The sequence below is a fragment of the Nocardia thraciensis genome (genome assembly GCF_054782435.1).
The window spans coordinates 26469-46449 of sequence record NZ_BAAGSM010000032.1; the positions used below are offsets into that span (position 1 = coordinate 26469).

The following is a 19981-nucleotide window of genomic DNA, read 5'->3' on the forward strand; positions in this document are numbered from 1 at the left end:
CGTTCTGTGGGCGTTGACGTGGTGACGTCTGCTCAGCTGCGGGCGATTCTCGCGGTATTGCATATCGAGGCCGTGAGTGGGAGCGACAGCCTGGGTTCGCCCGATTCGGGTACCGAACACGCTGAGCTGCTGGGTTTGTTGCACGGAATTGTCAACCGCGAGTTGCGAACAGCGGTTACCACCGCCCCGCTCGGCGAGTCGGTACAACGCTGGATGTCTGCTGCGACGTGTGCCGATCGCGTAACGGGGCATGCGGCGATGTGTGAACAGGCTCAGTTCGATGCGCAATGGTTGCGGCACCAGATCGCCACTTTGACCTCTCGTGGAGAACCGGCGCCGGTGCCCGCTTTGCTGGGTGCCGCCGCGCAGGCTGTCGATGCCGTCACCACGCTGCTGGCATTGGCTCGTCACCCCGCGGCTATGCCAGTGACTCGGCGTGGCAGTCGGCCATCAACGATCTGGCCATCGCCTTCCACTTGGTCAACGACGAGCGCAACTGCACAACCCAGCCGATTCACTAGGTGCGCCGTCACGTCGGATCTGGCTGGGGGAGCCGAGACGGCGGTTCGCACCCGCACCCGGCGGCCCCATCCGAAATCCATCACACGGTCGTCAGTTCCATTGCAGGAAGCGTCTTCCCCGGCACCTGGCTTTCACCTGTACCCTACGTCCTGTCCTTGCGCGGGCCGCTGATCTGGGACCCTGCAGGGGTTTGCTGGGGATCCTCTCGAGCTCGGCAGATCGCTCGAGTTAGGTCTAGGCCACCGAAATCGGCCACACACAACGGTCTGGGGCGTGTATTGATCTATGCCGATGTGGAGACCGTCGTCCGATATTTCCGGACTTCCGAAACCTCCGCTCGGCGAAGGTGTTCTCTCGCTACGATCGACCCTGTACCGAGAATAGGCGGGGGTACACCATGGGCAATCCGGCTCGAAGTCTCGCACGTGTCACCAGGTCGGATCACGCGTTCGGTCGGTTGTGCGGCGGATGGAACGAACGGTTTCACACCAACCCGCTGGAGATCGTCTTTCCCGCAGATGCTCAGCAAGTGTCCATCGCCCTGCTGGATGCCCGCGCTCGAGGCATTCCTGTGCGTCTGCGTTCCGGGGGACACTCGGTCGACGGGTTCTCCGCCGCCGACGACACGATGGTCATCGACCTTCGAGGTCTCGACCACATCGACATCAGCGCCGACGCGGCACACGCCACCATAGGTTCCGGCGCCAGGGTCCAGGCGGTGTACGAGTCTCTGGCGGCGATCGACCGAGTCGTGCCGGGCGGCGTCAGCCACACGGTAGGACTGGGTGGTTTCATCACCGGCGGTGGTCTCGGCGCTTTGGCGCGCTGGCTCGGCGCGATGGCGCACAACGTGTCAGCCCTCGAAATCGTCGATGCCCAAGGCGACATCAGACTGGTCACGCCGAGCGGCGAACCCGATCTGTTCTGGGCCTGCCTCGGCGCCGGAGGAGGAAACTTCGGGATCGTCACCAACTTCACGCTGCGCCTCACACCGCTGGCTACCGCGGTCTCCTACCTCGTGTCATGGCCGTGGGATCAGTTCGAACACATCTACGACACCTGGCAGCGTTAGGCGCCGACCGCCGACACACGACTCACACCGTTCCTGGCCATGTGGCCCCGAACAGCCGCTGATCGCATCGACGTGGGAGGCATCTTTCCCGGCACCGAACAAGAATTGGCGGCCACACTTCGTCCGCTACTCGATCTCGTCCCGCCGCCGACTCAAAGCAGTATTGTGGCAACGACATTTACCACCGCGACGGCAGCTCTGCTGGCGAAGATCGCCGACCGGTCCTTCGACTCCGGCACCAGGGCAGCCACCGCGTCACCGTTCTTCGGCGAACCGCTGTCTGCTGACGCCTTCGCTGCACTGCGTCAATGGCACACCACCACCCCGGGCAACTCGTTTGTGTGGTGTCTGCCCGGCGGGGGAGAACTGGCCATCGCGGCCGATCGCGCAACAACGTCGTTCGCCCACGGCCGCACCGGGCAACTGATGATGATTCGATCGGACTGGACCGATCCACACCACGATGAAGCATGCGTCACCTGGGTGGACGGCCTCTACCGGCAAGTGGCGCCACAAACGAGCGGCGCTTACCTCAACTGGACCAATACCGGCATCGAGTCGCGGCCGCACCTGCTCTACGGCCACAGCTTCCCCAGACTGGTCGAGGTAAAGCACCGCTACGACCCCGACGGCGTATTCGGCTTCGACCATGGCATACCCGGTTCGGTCTCACGAGCGCAGGCGCGACGACTGGAGCTACCCGATTCCACGATCTCGGAGTTACGCGACCGCGGCCGGCTCGTCGAATAGCCCGCATTCCGCTCCATGCAATGCAATTCGCTCCAACGGGTGAGTGCGTGGCTACCGCAACGGGTCACCGCCCACCCAAGATCGGCACAACAGTACGCACCCTCCGGGAGCTTGCAGGGGCGATCTTCGTCTGGTATTCCACCTTGGGTGCAGAGCCCGACTGGGAGATAATTCCACCGGATATCACGTCGGATACGGCTGATGACGAACGGGCGGTGGAATGGATGATGGCGCATGCGAAATTTCCGTTTTTATATGGATGCCAAACTAGATATTCCCATATGGGGATAATAAGAAACTACTTGTAGAGCCCAGCGTATGTCGCGGAGATGGGCCGATATAGGAATTCCGGTGCTGGGGCGAGCGAGTGTTCATGTTCTCGGCCCCAACCGGTATGGGAATAGCCATAGCGACCAACTGGCCGGCGTGCCGGCAGGATCGGAGCGAGTCGGGAGAACAAGACCACATCCGGCACCTTCGCCCGGCGGCCGAGTTCACCGGTCGAGCCGCTCGATCCGATCACAGCAAGGCACCGCGACATCTGGGATTTATACATGTCGCGCATTCAGATTATGCGGGGAGGTGGCTTCCGTGCGGTTGGCAAACCAGTGACGCTGAACGGGTCGTCCCCGGCGATCTCCGGGAACCGATGTTGGGAGAACCCGATGCGCACATCGACGCCGGTACCGGGATCGGTCGAGGGCCGGTACGTCTCTGCAGTTGCGTCGGCGCCGCGGGAGTTCCTGGAGGGCGGCAAATGCCTGCGGCCGTTGTCGTGTCGCTACGGGTGGCCCGCGACCTCCCGTCACCCGGGGCGGCAATATGTTTGAAAACTCATCCAATCCGTACGTCCCGGATGATGCGGCGATTGTCGTGGTGGGGGCGGGGATTGCCGGGTTGTCCGCTGCGTTTCGGTTGCAGCAGGCCGGGTTGCCGGTGGTGGTGTTGGAACGTTCGTCGCGGGTTCGTGTGGGGGGACGCATGGCCAGCATTGATCAGGGTGGCTTTTATATCGACCTGGGCGCCCCACTGCTGGCGATGCGATACGGGCAGATGTTCGGGCTGATCGCCAACCTCGGTGTCTCTGGTCAGGTAGTGGCGGCCGCTGACACGGTGGCGATCGCTCATGGCGGGTCGATAGACCGAGGGCGTACTGGGCGACCGTTGCGTCTGGTGACCGGTGGCTTGCTCGAATCGATCCGGTGGACCGACCGGCTCAGGCTGGCAACCGACTTTGTACGGCGCCAGCGCGCGCTGCATCCGGCAGACATGACGAGTGCGGCACGTTGGGACACGGAGTCACTGGCTCAGTACGCAGACAGACGAGGGCTGCGCTCGAGCACCGTCGAGTGCTTGCTCGACCCTTTGGCGACCATTTTGAGTCTCGACGATCCGGACAGCACCACGGCGGTGACTCCGATGCTGTTTCTGGCCTTTGTGCTGTTCAACGGAGGCCTGTTCACGTCCAGTAAAGGCAGCGGATTCCTGCCGCAGGAACTCGCTGCCCGCCTGCCGGTGAACTACCACAGCGACGTCGTCGACGTGGAACAGCGGCACGACGGTGTCTACGTCACGTATGGCAGCTCAGGTCAGCCGGATCGGGTCCGCCGAGCGCCGGCTGCGGTCCTTGCCGTTCCGCCCCCTTCTGCGGCGGCGATCTGCCCGCAGCTTCCCGCCCCGCTGCGGGATACCTTTGCCGCTACTGCCTATTCGCGGCTTATCCAGGTCACCGTCTGTCTGGACGAGACCACGGTCGAGCGTGCTGTCCTGGTGTGCGTGGCGCGCAGCGACGAGCCCGACCTCGCCGGGTTCGTCCTCCAACACAACCTGGCGGCGCAACGCGTACCGGATGGGTGCGCCATGATCACCGCCTATTTCCGTGGCGACGCATCCAACAGGCTGTGGGGCGACGATAACAAAGCAATCATCGATCGCGCACTGGCAGGGCTTCGCCGAGTACGGATATCGCCCGATGCCGATCAGCACATACTGCAGACGCGAGTCGAGCGGATCTCCCCGGGCGTAGTCCGCCGCCGAGTGGGAGATCTGCGCGCCCTCGCGCAGGTCGCACGCTTCGGCGGCCGACCTGACCGAATCTATCTGGCGGGTGGGGACAACCTGGGCTATTCGTCCACCATCGGCAGCCTGACAAGCGGTCAGCACATCGCGGACCAGATAGTCGCACGCCATCCGGACGGGATTGCGAGGCCGTGAACCGATGACGACTGCCCATGTCGACCGCACCCGACAGACCGTGTGTTCCGCGGCACGGGATGCAAGTAACGCCCGGACACCCCCATTTCTCCCGAGCCCGCCAAGACCCTCAACCCGTGACAAGGATGGTGTTCTCGTGGCCGCAGCCGCATTGTTCGATAGCTCGACGTGGCAGGATCTCCTCGGCCGGACCCGCCGTGCCCACAGGCAGGAGCGGATGAAGCGGCGTTGCTGGATCGGCACGGATGACGAACAGCCCTGGATCAGCCGCGAAGTGGACCGCGAGTGCTTGGAAATGGCCTACGCATTGCTGGCGATCATCTCGCCGGTCACAGCACCCGGACGTGACCGCGAGGCGATGATCGTCTACGGCGCGATGTCTGCCGTATTCGACACCGCGGCAACCAAGATGAAAACATTCACCGGCGAAGATCTTCTGGCGAGAGCATACCGGGGTCGCCCGATCCGGGAGTGGGCGCGGCGGGCAACGGCAAGTCTCGACGAATGGACAAAGAATCTTCTTTTGGAAGGATTCCACCGGCAGATTTCCCAACTCACCGAAAACCGAGTCGAACGCGGAATTGAAAGCAGCCGAGTACGCAGCGAGACGAACGGCAAAGATTACCGCCAATATCTGCGCTGGCGCAATCGCGAAGGCTGGTATTACGGCGGGCTTCTGGCCTGCGCCATCATTTCCGGTGTCGACCTCCGCGACATCCCTCAGCCGTGGATAGAGGAGACCCTGGAGGCGGCCATACTCGCCTTCGACATCCACGGATCGCTGCGGCATGCCTACGAGAAGGAAATCGGGCACACCTTCAACTATTTGCCCGGAACGCAGCACGAAAAAGTCTCCGCGTCGCTGGCCGCGTATTCGGAGATACTCTTCCGAATCCAGGACACCGATGAAATCGCGCCCCACGACAAGGAATATCTGATGCGTTTCATCACGGGCCTCGTCGTGGTCTCCTACGGATGCAGTCGCTACAACAGGACTACGGCCCTGCATATCGCCAGACCCGAAGACGTCGCCATCGCGTGGACCCACATTGACGAGCCCGGCGACTACCGCTACACCTACACCCAGTTGAAAAAGGAGAGGGAAAGTGACTGAAATCACCCTTCTCGAAGAGATCAGCCTGACATCCGAATCGCGTACAACACACAATTCCGAACTTCTGCAGTCATTTTACGAGGTGGCTACGCATCCCTACATCGACAACTGGGGGTACTCCTTTCATCTACCGCCGTTCGCATCGGGCCAGACCCTCGAGCAGGCTTGCGTGGAGCAGGAGCGACAGATCGCCCGGATTTTCCGGCCGGGACAGTCCATTCTCGATATCGGCTGCGGTGTCGGCGGTCCTGCTCGCACCATTGCCGCGATTGTCCCCGGGTTGCATATTACTGCGATAAACATCATCGCAGAGCAGCTCGCGATCGCCGAGCACCTCACGCGAGAGGCTGGGCTCGACTCGCAGATCGACTACGTCGCGGCGAATTTCGCAGCCGACCTTCCGTTCAGCACCGGCGAGTTCGATGGCGCCTACAGCATCGATGCGCTGTGTCACAGCCCCAACAAGGCGGCCACGTACCGTGAGATCCACCGCGTGCTCAAGTCGGGCGCGGTATTTACCGGTACCGACTGGATGTGCTCGGATAACCTGAGCGCTGCCGATTACAGCAGGTGGATCGAGCCGGTATGCCATTTTGCGGCATTACCGGAGATAATCGGGCCGAGCGAGGCCGCCTGGCTGCTTACCGAGGCTGGATTCGCCGTCGAGTCGTGTCGGGATATGGCGGAATTCACGAACCTCGGACCGAATTGGGACTTGTTCGACAATGCCGCGGCTGGAATTGCGAACAGGGCAGACCCGGCGGGCAGGTTCATGTACTACCACTGCACCACCACCGCCGCAGCCGGACGCGTCGGAAAATTCACGATAGGCGCCTGGATCGCTGCCGCTGTAGGCAATGCCGTTCGGCCGGCACGGCCCTCCGGGGAGTCCTGAAATGAACGCTGTCGACGCCAGCGCGTACTTGAGGCTCGATCCCGACGCCCACCGCGACCCACGTCCGCTTTTCGACGCCCTTCTTGCCGAAGGGGGTATTCATAGAGACCTATCCACGGGGTTCTATCTGATTGCCGATCCGCGCACGGTTCGAGCAATCCTGGGAGATCCGGAGATATTTTCGTCGGCTGACGCCTTCAGCCCGGCGCTGACCGAAGCGACCCGAGCGCTCGTTGGCCACCTTACCGAGGAGCAGCGCAAGTACTACGTTTCTCCGGTCGAGTCGATCATGACTAGTGACGGGGCCCTGCATCAACGTCTGCGGAAGGCCGTAACTCCCTTCTTCACAAAAGCGGCGGTAGAACGACGACGCAAAACCCTTCAGAAAAAGGCGGCTGTCATTTTGGCGGCGCTCCCGCGCGAATGCGACTGGGTGCAGGACTTCTGCGTGCCATATACGGTGCGGATAATAGCCGACATTATCGGGGTGCCGGAAACCGAGTTGGACACCATTACCCGATGGGACGCACTTCTGGGTGCACTGGCCACGGGTGCCGAACTGCCCTCCGACGCTCTCGGGACGTATCTCGATTTCACCAAGGAATTCACCGGTTACTTCCTGGAGCAGGCTGGGCGCTTGGCGAACCGGCCTGACGACAGCCTGCTCAGTCACCTCGTCCAACAAGGCGACATGCTCACCGACCACGAGCGCATCCAGTTCCTGTTGATCCTCTTCCCCGCAGGCAGCGCCTCGACGGTCATCCTGCTCACCCACATCGCGGTCCGACTTGCGCAGAATCCCGAGCTGATCGACCAGTTGCGCTGTCAGCCCGACACTGTCGCGTCCTTCGTGGAGGGCTGCGTGGTCGAACGAACGCCATCGGCCAACATCTTCCGCACCACAACCCGAGAAGTCACGTTGTTGAACCGAGTTGTCCCCGCAGGTTCGCACCTACTGTTGGTCCTCGGTGCCGCCAACAAGGCCATCCATGGCCAGGCAGGCCATCTGTCCTTCGGATACGGTGTCCACCGTTGCCTGGGCGCCAGCCTCGCGCGTGCCGAAGGCTGCGCGGCCGTCGAAGAAATCACCCACCATTTCCGGCGTATCAGTTTGGCCCGACCACTGGAAACCCTGCCGGTACGACCGCATCTGCTGATACCTACGCACCCCCATCTGCCCGTCCAACTCGATCGCGCTGGGTAAGGAGGTCAAGGGCCCTACAGGGAGTTGTCGGGGCAGTCTGAATGCATCCAATGGCGTGGTTGGCGTGGTCCGGCATTGCGGCTGACAGCCGAGGACTCGCTCAGGGCTGTCACCCGAACACCGAGCCACTTTCTTGGCTGACGGACCAAGAGGTACTGAACGTGATATCCAATTACAAGCATGGTTTGAGCATTAGCGTTGGGTGGCCCGGCCACTCCAATACCTCACAGTGGGACCAGAGTTCACCCGCCCGACGTCTCAGGGTTGCCGTAATCGGCGCCGGAGTTTCGGGACTGTGTCTGGCCGTCCAGCTCTCGCGAATGACGGAAGTCGACTTCACGGTGTACGAGCGGGCATCCGACATCGGGGGCACGTGGCGTGACAACACCTATCCCGGCCTTACCTGTGACGTGCCAGCGACGCTGTACTCCTATAAATTCGCCCAGGATTCGTCGTGGACTCGGCTGTTCCCGTCCGGCAGCGAGATCCATCGTTACCTGCACAAAGTGTCCGCCACCTACCAGCTCGAATCACACCTGAGATTAGATGCGGAGGTAACCAAGGCGCAATGGGATGGCGCGCAATGGCAGCTGTCGACGACCGACGGTTGCGCGACCGCCGACGTTCTGGTGACGGCCACCGGATTCCTTCGACACCCGGTCGAACCGAATCTCCCCGGCCTCGATACTTTCGAAGGCACGATTGTCCATTCGGCCCGATGGAATGTCGCGGCAGTCCGGTCTGCCCGGCGGGTGGCGGTTATCGGTACTGGCGCGAGTGGCACCCAAATCGTCTCGGCCATGGCCGGGTCGATCGACACCTTGTTCGTATGTCAGCGCACCCCGCAGTGGATCATGCCGATAGCCAATCCACCGACGACCCGTATCCGCCGTGCCCTCGCTCACCGGTGGCCGAAATCCGGTCAAGTGAGCAGACTGTGCTGCCGAATCGTGTTCGAACTACTCACCGGGGCTGCTGCGCTGCGGCCGGGGCCCGCGCGGCTGCTGATCTCGTGCGCCTGCCGAGCCCATCTGCGACTGGCAGTCCACGACCCCGACCTGCGCGACAGGCTGCGCCCCCCGGACAGGATCATGTGCAAGCGGATCCTGGTTTCGAGCAGCTACTACCAGGCACTGCAACGCGATGGCGTCGTTCTCGTCGACCTGCCCATCGCCGAGATCGCTCCCGACGGATTTCGAACAGCCAACGGCACCTTCCATTCTGTCGACACGATCGTCCTGGCCACCGGTTTCGACGGCCGGGCCTTCGTGCGACCGCTGGAGGTAATCGGTTCCGGCGGGAAAGATCTCGCCACTACCTGGACCAATGACTTCAGATCATACCGTTCGGTAGCTGTTCCAGGGTTCCCGAACTTCTTCACATTGATCGGCCCGTACAGCCCGATCGGAAACCAGTCACAGGTGATGACCGCCGAGACGCAAACCCACTACGTCATCAAGTGGATCCGACTTCTCACTCGCACAAAAGACCGAATCGCGGTGATGCCGACCGACCGGGCTACCGACCTTTTCATGGTCGAAACCTACGCTGCCCTTCGTCGGACCGCCTGGGCAAGCGGATGCCGCAGCTGGTACACCGAGGGCGCCCAAACTCCACTGCTGTGGCCCTGGAACCCCCGCCGATTCCGGAGGGCCTTACATCGTCCGGTTCTGGCCGATTTCGAATACACCACCGTTGAGAGGATGACCGAAACATGTCGCTCCACGAACAAGTAGTCATGATCACCGGCGGTGCGTCAGGCATCGGCGCGGCCTGCGTACGCGCCTTTACCGCTTCAGGTGCGCGCGTCGTCAGCGCCGACATCAATATCGACCAAGCCAAGGAAGTCGCGGCCCAGACCGGTCCTTCCGTTCGAGCCGTGCAATTGGATGTCACCGATCCTGCCCAGACCCGTGCCTGTATCGACGAGATCCTCCACATAGAGGGCAAATTGGACATAGCCGTCAACAACGCCGGAATATCGGGCGATCCGGCTCTGCTGCACGAAATAACTCCAGAGCTGTTCCAGCGAGTCGTGAGCGTCAACTTCTTCGGAGCCTTCAACGGAATGCAGGCGCAGGTCCCACCGATGTTGGCCGCGGGCCGCGGCGTGATCATCAACACTGCCTCGATAGCAGGCATCGTCGGCCTGCCGTTCGCGGCCGCCTATACCGCGACCAAGCATGCCGTCATCGGACTGACCCGCAGCGCGGCCGCAGAATATGGCGGGACTGGCCTCCGAGTCCTCGCTGTAGCCCCCGGCGTGATCGACACACCGATCACCGCGCACCTGCCTGCCCAGATCGCCGAACTGCACCTTCAGGCCGCCATCGCGACCCAATCCATCAAGAGGGCAGGCAAACCCGAAGAAGTAGCTTCGCTCATCCACTTCCTCGCCTCACCCGAAGCGTCTTTCATCACCGGCAGCGTGCATCTGGTTGACGGCGGCTACACCACCACGTGACGGGCAACCTGGCTCAGCCCCGTATGAGTGCCGACGCCAAAGCGTGGGTCTGGGCAGCTCGGAACTCCCGAGACACCGCGAGATCCGGACGGATCACGTCGAATCCGTGGAAAGCGCCGTCCACGACGAGCAGGTCACAGGGCGTTCCGGCGGATGTGAGTCGGTTGGCGAAGGCGACGTCCTCGTCATGGAATAGATCGAGGGTGCCGACACCGACCCAGGCGGGAGGTAGGCCGGACAGGTCGGCAACGCGGGCGGGGACTGCAGGTTCCGGGGGCTCGGCGCCGTCCAACGGTCGGCCCAGGTACGACTGCCAGCCGAAGTGGTTGGATCTTTTGTTCCACATCGCACCTTCGACTCGTCGAGGCCTTGCCGCAGCGCGGTGCGGTCGTCGAGCATGGGGTAAGTCAGCAGTTGCAGGGCCGGGCGGAAAGCACCGCGGTCGCGGGCGAGCAACGCCAGAGCGGCGGCCAATCCGCCGCCGGCGCTCGCGCCGCCGACCGCAATACGTGCGGAGTCCACGTCGGCGCGGGAGGCCAACCAGGTCAACGCGGTGTAGCAGTCCTCCAGCGGGACAGGGAACGAATGCTCCGGCGCCAGACGGTAGTCAACCGCTGCCACCAGGATGTCCAGTTCCCGTGCGAAGTGTCGGCACACGTGATCGTCCTGTGCGGCCACGCCGAACACATATCCGCCACCGTGCATCGATAGCAGTCCCGGCCGCTTCCCGGTCACGATTGACGGACGGAATACTCGGGCGGTGACCGGACCAACCTTCTCGACAGTGACATCCTGTGGCACCCGATGTTTCAGTACCGAGGTGAGTGCACGCAATAGTGGCAGGCTACGCCTACCGACGACACTACGTGGCAGCACTCGCGCCGTCGCGCGCAGTTCGTCGTGGAAGTCGCCGGCCCTCATACGAGCGGGTTCCTTCTCTCTCTCGAATCCCGCATGCTGGCAGGGGACAGGTCCGGGTGCGCGCATGCCTGGCCAATTATGCCTGAGCCTGGCTGGCCGGTGTCTGTCCGGTTTGCTGTTTCGAGTGGTTGGAGTCGGACCTCGATGACAGACGACGAGTACAGGCCAGCGCGGCACCTATCGGCGCGAAGATGCGTGGCGCGCATATCCGACATGAGACATGCGACATGGAACGCCGCGAACAGTTTGCGCAAACTGAGGACAACGCCGGGATAAGCGGATTGCGGAAACTGTTGTGCGACAACATGGTGAAGGGTGATCGCTGATGGACGAGCCGATCGCGGTGGTGGGCTTGGGTTGCCGATTCGCCCCGAATGTGGAAACACCGAACGGTTACTGGGCGATGCTTACCGCGGGCCGCGACGGCATTGGTGACGTGCCACTGGCGAGATGGGGAATGGATGCGCCGGCCGATCCGCGGTCCGTGGCCGCCGTCCGGCGCTGCCCGCCGTCCGGTGCCTATATCCAGGATGTGGCGGGATTCGATGCAGCGTTCTTCGGTATCTCTCCGAGAGAGGCAGTGTCTGTGGATCCGCAGCAGCGGATGATGCTGGAGTTGGCGTGGGAGGCGTTGGAGCGAGCCGGGATTCCGCCCACCGACTTGCGCCGCACCGAGACTGGCGTGTTCATGGCGGCGACGTGCCTGGATTACGGAGGGCGACTCATGGCGCACCTACCCGATCTGGAACCCTGGGCCGTCAACGGGAGTCTGGCCTTCGGCATCTCGAACCGAATCTCCTACGCCCTCGATCTGCGCGGGCCGAGCATGACGGTGGATACCGCGTGTGCGGGTTCTTTGACCGCGATTCATCTGGCATGCATGTATTTGTGGCGGGGGGAAGCCTCATCGGCTCTCGCCGGCGGCGTGAATGTCGCCTCGTGGCCCGGCCCGGCAGTCGCCCTGGCGGAGGCGGGTGCGACCGCGGCCGATGGGCGCAGCAAGGCGTTCGACTCGGCAGCCGACGGCTACGGTCGTGGCGATGGCGCGGGTGTCGTCGTGCTGAAACGGCTGTCCGACGCCGAGCGGGACGGAGACCAGATACTGGCACTCGTCCGCGGCAGCGGTGATTTCCATGACGGCACGGGTGCGGGCTTCATGGTGCCGAACGGTGAAGCGCAGGAACATATGTTGCGGCAGGTGTACGCGCGGGCCGGAATCACGCCGGAGTCGGTGTCGTATGTGGAGACGCATGGCACCGGTACCCCGGTGGGCGATCCGATCGAGGCGGAAGCGTTGTCGAGATTCTTCGGCGCAGGTCGGCTGCCACACCGGCCGTGCCTGATCGGTTCGGCCAAACCGAATATCGGGCATCTCGAGGCCGGGGCCGGTGTCGCTGCATTGATCAAGGTGATACTGGCATTGCGGCACCGCCAACTGCCGCCCAGCTTGCATACCGAAATCACACCGGCGGTGGATTGGGCGACTTCGGGATTGCGGTTGGTGCCCGAACTCATGGACTGGCCCGAGCAGGATGGTGCCTTACGTGCCGGAATTTCGGGCTTCGGAGTCGGCGGATCCTTGGCGCATCTCATCGTCGAGCAGCCCACCGTTACCGAAACATGGTCCGCGCCTTCGCTTTCGAATCCGAGGCTGTCGGTCTTTCCGCTGTCGTCGCGCTCCGAGGCGGGTACACGCGAACTGGCCGGCCGCCTGGCCTCGTGGCTCGATGACCATCCGGATGCGCCCACGAATTCAATCGGTGCGACATTGGCGCGACGGCGGTCACATTTGGAACAGCGTGCGGCCGTTGTCGCGAGCGATGCTGCCGGACTCGCCCGGTCCTTACGCGCGTACGCGAATGGGTGCGACGAATTGTCCTCCGCGTGGTGTGCGCCAGTGAGTGGGGAGAACCCCGTATGGGTGTTCTCCGGTCACGGTGCGGAGTGGGAGGGCATGGGGCGCAAGCTACTCGACGACGAGCCCGTGTTCGCGGAGATCATGGACCGGCTGGCACCGATTTATCAGGATGAAATCGACATTTCCCCGCGCGAGGCGATCGCCGACGGCGACTGGACAGCGTTACCGCGCGTCCAGGCCATGATCTTCGCGATGCAGGTCGGTTTGGCCGAGGTATGGGCGGACCACGGTATGAGACCCGGGGCGGTTATCGGTCACTCCCTGGGAGAAATCGCGGCGGCGGTGGTGTCCGGCGCCTTGGAACTGGACGAGGCCGCCCGGTTCGTATGCCGCCGTGGCTCTATCCTCGCATCGGCGGCGGGGCCGGGCGCCATGGCGATGGTCGACATGCCGTTCGCCGAGGCGACTGCGCGTGTGCCCGTCGGAGTGACCGCGGCGATCGCGGCCTCCCCGACGTGGACGGTCGTCTCGGGCGATACCCTGCCCGTCGAGCAAGCGGCTGAGTCGTGGCGGCAAGCCGGGCACGTGGTCCGACGTGTCGACACCACAGTCGCCTTCCATTCCTCGCACATGGACGCCTACCTCCCCGAAATAGTCGCGGCCGGCGAGGAACTGCTGACTCCCCGTCCTACCGTGCTTCCGCTCTACAGCACTGTCACGACCGACCCGCGCTCGGAGGTCGTCCGCGACGGCCGCTATTGGGGTGAGAACACGCGCAATCCCGTCTTGTTCGCGAACGCTGTCGCCGCGGCCGTCGACGACGGCCATCGACTGTTCGTGGAAGTATCCAGCCACCCGATCGTCGCACACTCCATCGAAGAGGTCCTCGACAGCGCGGGAATCACCGACGCGCTGGTCGCACACAGCTTGCGCCGCAACAAACCCGAGCTCGAGATGCTATTGGAAAACCTCGCATCGTTGCATTGTCACGGTGCCGCTGTCGACTGGACGCGGATGTTCTCCGAGGATGCCGTGCTGGACCTGCCCACGATGGCGTGGCAACGTCGGCCGTACTGGCTTACCGCGAAGGCGCCGAACGCGCCGCAGGGTGGGCACAACCCGGACAGCTGCACGTTGGTCGGTGCGCCGGTCACCGTCCACGGGCACGAGCCACTGTGCCTGTGGCAAACGCGGCTCGATTACGAGACCAGGCCTTACCCCGGGCAACACCGGATCCATGGTGTCGAGATCATGCCCGCAGCCGTGTTCCTCGCCTCCTTCATGGCTGTCGGCCGGGCGGAGTCGGCGGATGCCTTGCCCGCCTTGGCAGACGTCGACCTCCGCATGGCGCTGACAGTCGACGATCCACGCGCCGTCCAGATCGTGCTGCAGGACAACGTGGTTCGACTGGCGAGCAGAGCCGCCGCGGAAACCGGCGATGAACTCTGGACGGTCCACGCGAGCGCTCGGATAAGCTCGCGGAGTGGGCATTTCGACGCTGAGACGCGAGATTCAGCCGCGGCCCGCTCCCGTTGCCGGTCAGCCGTCTCCTGGACCGAAATAGAACAAAGCATCCGGCGGCGTGGGCTGGCAGGATACGGTTTTGGTTGGCAGCTCAGGGGGCTGTGGAGTGGGACCGATGAATTCGTCGCGACAATCACCACCGTGGCGGAGCGGACTCCGCCGTTGTCTCGCTGGGCGTCGTTGCTCGACGGCGCACTGACGGTACTGCAGACGCTGAATCCCGACGACGATTCGACGCGCGTTCTAGCCGGAATCGAGTACGTCGGACTGAGCGCTGAGCCGCCGGATACGATCCGGGTCCACGGCACTCTCCGTGCCCCCGATCGGGTCGATATGCGGCTCGTCTCCGCCGATGATGTCCTGCTCGGAGAACTGACCGGTATCCGCCTGGCGGATCTGGAAGGTGACCCGAGCGCACCGAAGGACCCTCGCGACTTTGTGCACCGCCTCGCCTGGCGCCCACGCGCCTCGCCCACCACAACCGATGCGGCAGCCGACGTCGCCCTGATCGGCGATGATCACCGGACACTCGCCGCCCTCCGACAATCCTTCGCCGAGAAGGAGATTCGATGTGTACTCGGGTCGGCACCCGAGATTGCTCTCGAGCAGCGATGCGAAGCTGTCCTGGTCGTGCCATGCGATGCCGGCTCCCTTGCCGCAGCCGCCGAAAGCAACGCCTGGACGTTGATACGCGCGGCGCAAGCCATCACCCGATCGGACACGAAACCGAGGTTGTGGTGTGTGACCCGAGGTGTGCGGACCGGAGTGAACCTGGCGCACGCCGCCTTGTGGGGAGTCGCCCGCATCATCGCCGGCGAACACCCGGAATTCTGGGGTGGGTTGGTCGACGTCGACCCCGACGAGCCCCTCGACCGCATTGTCGACATGGTCGGCAGCGCGTCGGGCGAGGACATCATCGCGGTGACTGCTGACGGGCAGTTCGTTCCGCGTCTGGAATCGGTCACCCAACCGGCCCGTCCAGCGCTGCGATGTGGACCTGACGCCACTTACTTGGTCACCGGGGGCCTCGGGACGCTCGGCCTAAAGACCGCTGGATGGCTCGCGGATCGGGGCGCACGCCGGATAATTCTCGCTGGAAGACACGGGCTACCTTCCCGCAAGGAGTGGGATACGCAAGCGGATGAGACAGTGGCCCGCCGCATAGCGACCGTTCGCGCGCTGGAAGCCAGAGGAGTGACCGTCCGTCCCGTCCAGGTCGACGTCACCGACGCCGACGCACTCGCCACCACGCTAGAAGCACTGGACCTTCCCCCGGTGCGCGGCGTCGTCCACGCCGCGGGCGTCGTCGGCGCCTCGATGCTCATGAACACCTCGCGGTCGATGCTGGCAGAGGTCATGGGGCCCAAGGTGCGTGGCGCATTGGCCCTCGACCACGTTTTCCCCGCCGGCACGCTCGACTTCTTCGTGCAATTCTCATCTGCCGGGCAGTTGGCTCGCATCACCGGGCAAACCGCGTACGCCGCGGCGAACGCGTTCCTCGACACGTTCGCCGCACACCGCCGCGTGGCCGGTTGCCACGGGGCGACCAGCATCGCCTGGACCAGTTGGCTCGGCGACGGTATGTCCGCACATCTCGAGGCGGCGCTGCTCGAGGCCGAGGACCGCGGGTTCGGCACCGTCACCCCCGGCCAGGCCCTGCAAGCCTGGGAGCACGCCGCTCGCTTTCCCGACACTCACCTCGTCGTGACTCCGGTCCTGCCGCTGCGTCCGGGCGCCACCTCGCTACCCGTACGCGACGATTTGTCCGCCGATGTCGTCGCGGCCCATGACGATACGACGATCGACCGCGACTGGCGAGCATTGCCTGACGACGAACGGTTTCCCGCGCTCGTCGCCGACCTGTGCCAGACGATAGCGGCCGAATTCAAAATCGATCCCGACCATCTCGACGTGCATCGCCCACTCGCCGAGGCGGGCTTGGACTCAGTTCTGATCGTGCGAATCAGGACACGCCTCAACCGGGCCTACGGGGTAGAGTTGCCGCCTACGCTGATGTGGGAGCGGCCGACCGTCCACACGCTGGCCACCTACCTGAACGCCCAATCCTGATATGGAAGCCGAAAGTTCACCGCAACAATCGACAATGCTCACCGGCGCCACGGGCTTCGTCGGCATATTCCTTCTGGCCGAGCTCCTGCGACGCCGACCGGGGCGGGTGTACTGCCTGGTACGCGGCGACGACGCCGACCATGTCATGCGCCGCCTCGAGGCGACTTACCGCGCGTACAACCTGCGCCTCGACCGATACCGAGACCGCATCGTGCCGCTCGCGGGAGACCTCGGTAGAGCCCATCTCGGCTTGGGCACACGCGGTTTCGGGAGTCTCCATGCACGGATCGGCGGAATCGTCCACTGCGGGGCCACCGTGAACTGGGGCGCGTCCTACGATGATCTGAAAACGGTCAACGTCGGCGGCACCGAACAAATACTGCAACTCGCAGCACGGGGTCCGAATGTCCTTCCGGTGCACTATATCTCGACAGTCGGCGTGTTCTCCTCCCATGCCTCGTCTTCCGAGGCGGTCACCGAACGCATCGACATCGGTGACAGCGGTCCCCTCGACAACGGCTACGCACGAACTAAATGGGTCGGCGAACACATGGTCGGCAGGGCGCGCCGCCGCGGGCTCCCCGTTGCCATCCACCGCATCAACACCGGCGCCCACAGCATCACCGGTCAATTCAACCGCCGTGACTATCTGGCCATGATCACCAGAGGATGCATCGAAAGCCGCAGTGTCCCCGACAAGTTGGGCTTGCCATTCCAGCCTGCCCCCATCGACTACGTCGCGCAAGCGATCGTCCACCTCGCGATCACCTCGGCAACGGGTACCTACCATCTGGTCAACAAGACGATGACCTGGCCGTGGTATTTCAGCTGCCTACGAGCCCGTGGGTACACCTTCAGAACATTTCCGTTCGAGACTTGGCGGCAACACCTCAAATCCTTCCGAACCGCATCCGCACCGGTGTGTGAACTGGTCGACGTCCTACCGCGCGAAGGGGCCCGCCTCCCCCCGGTCGCCGCGAACCGCACCCGCGACATCCTCGCCGCCGCCGGCATCCACTGCCCGCCACCTACGCCTCAACTCGTCAACACCTTTCTGGACGCACTCGTCGCTACGGGATACATACCGGCCCCCTGATTCGAAGGACTGTAAGAACAACGGTGTAACTCCGAATCAAGGAGTGGCACAAGGACTCTGATGTGAAGGCGCTCGAGGTGACCGATACTGAGATCTGCGCGCATCTGCGCGAGGCTTATGGCGCTGACGTCTCGAAATCGACTATCTCGACGATTACCGACAAGGTGATGGACGGGATGGCCGAGTGGCAGAACCGGCCCCTGGACAGGGATCTGGGGCCACAGGCCCAGGCCCGGCCGCGCAGGCGGCCCCGCGGAGATCGGCGTCGCCCGCATGGAAGTGGCGCTCACTCGACGGGGACTTCGCCGAAGTGATCAACCCCCACCTGGACTGGGTCGCCCGCGCTCGAAACGGCGGAGTAGCCACCAAACGATGAAGGCGCAACCTGCCCCGAACCCGATACTTCCCATGAGTACGGAGTACAACCGATGCGGTTTCTCCTCCGTCCGAGGCTCGTCGAACATCGATTCGTACGGATTGCGCTTCGAGTAGACGACGGTGAGCTGATCGCCGACGGCCGGGTCACCGGTCAAGCGCGTGGTTCGCGTCTGACCGACGTAGCTCTTGCCATTTACGTCGAAATGGTATTTGACGTAAGCAATGGATTGACTTCGGTTGATCTTATAGATCGTCGCACTCGTCCGGGCTGCGTCTCGATAGGGCTGGTTCTCCAGCGTACCGCTCAGTATCAGAATCGATAGAACCAGCGAGAAGCCGACGGCTCCCGCGGCTGCGACGACGGCCGTCCGGGCGATACGTGGACGTTGTAGCCACCAGGCTGAGGTCATTCCTCACCGGCCTTGCGCGCCGGGAGGACGGTTCGCGGCCGACCCGGACGCGCCGCGTGGCTCATTGGGTGTTTGCCCAGCACTCGGCACACCCTCCCGCACTGTGAAATGCCATCGCCTTCATTTATTCTGCTGTCTCCCCGGATGCTTGCGATCGGAGCGGGCTCCAAGTCTAGTCGTGGGTCCGGCAAGCTGAACCATCCGCAGAATGCCACGCCGCGGCCGCTCACTTCGGATGCTCCAGCGCATCGACACCTGGGTGGTGGAGGTATGCACCGGGGCCCAAGGTCTTTTCAAGAGGAGGGCCGCTGACGCGTGCCTGTCCAAAGGAGTCCGCCACGGTTTGTGATCATGGTGGTCCTAACGATGTTCGGCGCGGCCGGGGGCGGCCTACGGTGAGACGCCAGGCCCGTCGACAGGCGCTCCAACGGCTTTCGGGCCGCGCCGCACCGAGTCTCCGCCGTCGGGATCCCTCCTGGCTCCCCTCGACGAAGTGAGCATGATCGTGCAGCCAACGCCCTGGCAGGAGAACAAGTTTCGGCACAGTCCGGTGGCGGCGCACGGCAACGCCGGGCGCGGGAGGCCCGGATTACGCGCCGCGTGGCGGGCCATCCGGTCGGCACTGGCCGGGCAGTGGGGCTACCTTGGCGCCGCGGTGGGAAGCGCGGCCGTACTCGCGTTGCTGTTCGAGCCGTGGTTGATCGCAGGGGGATTCGACGGCAAGGTTCGGATCGACGCCTTCGGTCGCATGGACGCGACCACCCTCTTCATGAACTCCTGGGCGCACTCGCCGCCGGATCTCGCGAGGGTGCACGGGTATTGGGGCATCCTCACCGCCGCCGCCGGTACCCACACGCTTCTCGTCACACTGGTCAATCTGCGGCTCCGTACGGCGCCGCTGGCCCGCCTGGTGACGATTTCCGCCGGGGCGACGTCGGTTTCGGCGCTCACAACCCTGATCTACCTGAACAGCAAGGCTCCCGAGGTCAAGGCCATGGTCGGGTTGAGCGGCGGCCTCGGCGGTCAGATCGGCTGGCTGATGAGCGACTACTTCGGCACCAGTACATACGCACTACCGGGTAGTCAGCGGATGTCCTACGCCAACGCCGGTCTCACGTCATGGGCACTGGCCGCCGCGGTCGTTGCGGTCGCCTCGTCCGCGGCAGCGACGACCCAGTGGATACACGGAGCGCGCGACCGCTCGGACCGATCCTCAGCAGGCCGTGTGCGTCCCAGGTTGCCCTCGCTCACGCCGAGACCGATCAGATCGAGAACGCCTGCCCGGTAGCGCTTTCGATCGCATCGGCGAGGTAGTTCGGGCGCACCTGCCGCGACTTACCCGCCTGGACCAACGGTTGATCGGCCAGCGGCAACAGATCCTCGACCTGATCTCCCGGACTGGTGAGCTGCCGAGAAGGCCGCAGGCCGCCGACGGTTTCGATGTGCGATTCGACGAGGTGATCTCCCGGACCGTCGTGGAGCGGCACCG

General features: G+C 63.8%; 14 protein-coding genes and 1 pseudogene. 12 read left to right on the plus strand and 3 right to left on the minus strand.

Annotation, left to right across the window (positions count from 1 at the left end):
• Window positions 1-919 precede the first annotated feature (919 nt).
• The 8 genes from ACYVLQ_RS20655 (at window position 920) to ACYVLQ_RS20690 (ending at window position 10235) form a co-directional block, all read left to right on the plus strand.
• The gene (locus ACYVLQ_RS20655; RefSeq protein ID WP_460699154.1) at window positions 920-1594 is read left to right on the plus strand and encodes an FAD-binding oxidoreductase; all 675 of its coding nucleotides are present in this window, start codon (window positions 920-922) and stop codon (window positions 1592-1594) included.
• A 72-nt stretch (window positions 1595-1666) separates the two neighbouring features.
• A complete protein-coding gene (locus ACYVLQ_RS20660; protein WP_460699155.1) occupies window positions 1667-2344 on the plus strand; it encodes a BBE domain-containing protein in 678 nt (225 codons plus the stop codon).
• An 822-nt stretch (window positions 2345-3166) separates the two neighbouring features.
• Window positions 3167-4558 (plus strand): protoporphyrinogen/coproporphyrinogen oxidase, encoded by a 1392-nt coding sequence (locus tag ACYVLQ_RS20665; RefSeq protein WP_460699156.1) that lies wholly within the window; start codon window positions 3167-3169, stop codon window positions 4556-4558.
• A 136-nt stretch (window positions 4559-4694) separates the two neighbouring features.
• Window positions 4695-5672 carry a hypothetical protein gene (locus tag ACYVLQ_RS20670; protein WP_460699157.1) on the plus strand — a complete coding sequence of 326 codons (978 nt, stop codon included), beginning with the start codon at window positions 4695-4697 and terminating at the stop codon, window positions 5670-5672.
• Window positions 5665-6567: an SAM-dependent methyltransferase gene (locus ACYVLQ_RS20675; RefSeq protein ID WP_460699158.1), complete on the plus strand. Its 903-nt coding sequence runs from the start codon at window positions 5665-5667 to the stop codon at window positions 6565-6567. The genes ACYVLQ_RS20670 and ACYVLQ_RS20675 overlap by 8 nt, the downstream gene beginning before the upstream one ends.
• Before the next feature lies 1 nt (window position 6568).
• Window positions 6569-7771 (plus strand): cytochrome P450, encoded by a 1203-nt coding sequence (locus tag ACYVLQ_RS20680; protein ID WP_460699159.1) that lies wholly within the window; start codon window positions 6569-6571, stop codon window positions 7769-7771.
• A gap of 50 nt (window positions 7772-7821) precedes the next feature.
• Window positions 7822-9507, plus strand: a complete 1686-nt coding sequence (locus ACYVLQ_RS20685; protein ID WP_460699160.1) for a flavin-containing monooxygenase — start codon at window positions 7822-7824, stop codon at window positions 9505-9507.
• Window positions 9486-10235, plus strand: coding sequence for an SDR family NAD(P)-dependent oxidoreductase (locus ACYVLQ_RS20690; protein WP_460699161.1), 750 nt, complete (start codon window positions 9486-9488; stop codon window positions 10233-10235). Before ACYVLQ_RS20685 ends, ACYVLQ_RS20690 begins: the two co-directional genes overlap by 22 nt.
• 13 nt (window positions 10236-10248) lie before the next feature.
• On the opposite strand, the pseudogene ACYVLQ_RS20695 reads toward ACYVLQ_RS20690, so the two are convergent.
• Window positions 10249-11222: pseudogene (locus ACYVLQ_RS20695) on the minus strand (alpha/beta hydrolase).
• A gap of 259 nt (window positions 11223-11481) precedes the next feature.
• Here ACYVLQ_RS20695 and ACYVLQ_RS20700 point away from each other — a divergent pair.
• The 3 genes from ACYVLQ_RS20700 to ACYVLQ_RS20710 all read left to right on the plus strand — a co-directional run bounded on the left by ACYVLQ_RS20700 (window position 11482) and on the right by ACYVLQ_RS20710 (window position 18018).
• Window positions 11482-16608 (plus strand): type I polyketide synthase, encoded by a 5127-nt coding sequence (locus ACYVLQ_RS20700; protein WP_460699162.1) that lies wholly within the window; start codon window positions 11482-11484, stop codon window positions 16606-16608.
• A 1-nt stretch (window position 16609) separates the two neighbouring features.
• Window positions 16610-17704 (plus strand): thioester reductase domain-containing protein, encoded by a 1095-nt coding sequence (locus tag ACYVLQ_RS20705; protein WP_460699163.1) that lies wholly within the window; start codon window positions 16610-16612, stop codon window positions 17702-17704.
• 62 nt (window positions 17705-17766) lie between these two features.
• Complete coding sequence (locus ACYVLQ_RS20710) at window positions 17767-18018, plus strand: transposase (RefSeq protein ID WP_460699164.1); 252 nt, start codon at window positions 17767-17769, stop codon at window positions 18016-18018.
• Here the strand turns inward: ACYVLQ_RS20710 and ACYVLQ_RS20715 are convergent, their stop codons facing one another.
• Window positions 18019-18492 carry a DUF3592 domain-containing protein gene (locus ACYVLQ_RS20715; protein WP_460699165.1) on the minus strand — a complete coding sequence of 158 codons (474 nt, stop codon included), beginning with the start codon at window positions 18490-18492 and terminating at the stop codon, window positions 18019-18021.
• 499 nt (window positions 18493-18991) lie between these two features.
• Here ACYVLQ_RS20715 and ACYVLQ_RS20720 point away from each other — a divergent pair, with 499 nt between their 5' ends.
• Window positions 18992-19780 carry a hypothetical protein gene (locus tag ACYVLQ_RS20720; RefSeq protein WP_460699166.1) on the plus strand — a complete coding sequence of 263 codons (789 nt, stop codon included), beginning with the start codon at window positions 18992-18994 and terminating at the stop codon, window positions 19778-19780.
• Here ACYVLQ_RS20720 and ACYVLQ_RS20725 read toward each other — a convergent pair.
• Complete coding sequence (locus ACYVLQ_RS20725) at window positions 19755-19979, minus strand: hypothetical protein (protein WP_460699167.1); 225 nt, start codon at window positions 19977-19979, stop codon at window positions 19755-19757. The two genes, ACYVLQ_RS20720 and ACYVLQ_RS20725, sit on opposite strands and share 26 nt — an antisense overlap.
• Window positions 19980-19981: the final 2 nt, after the last annotated feature.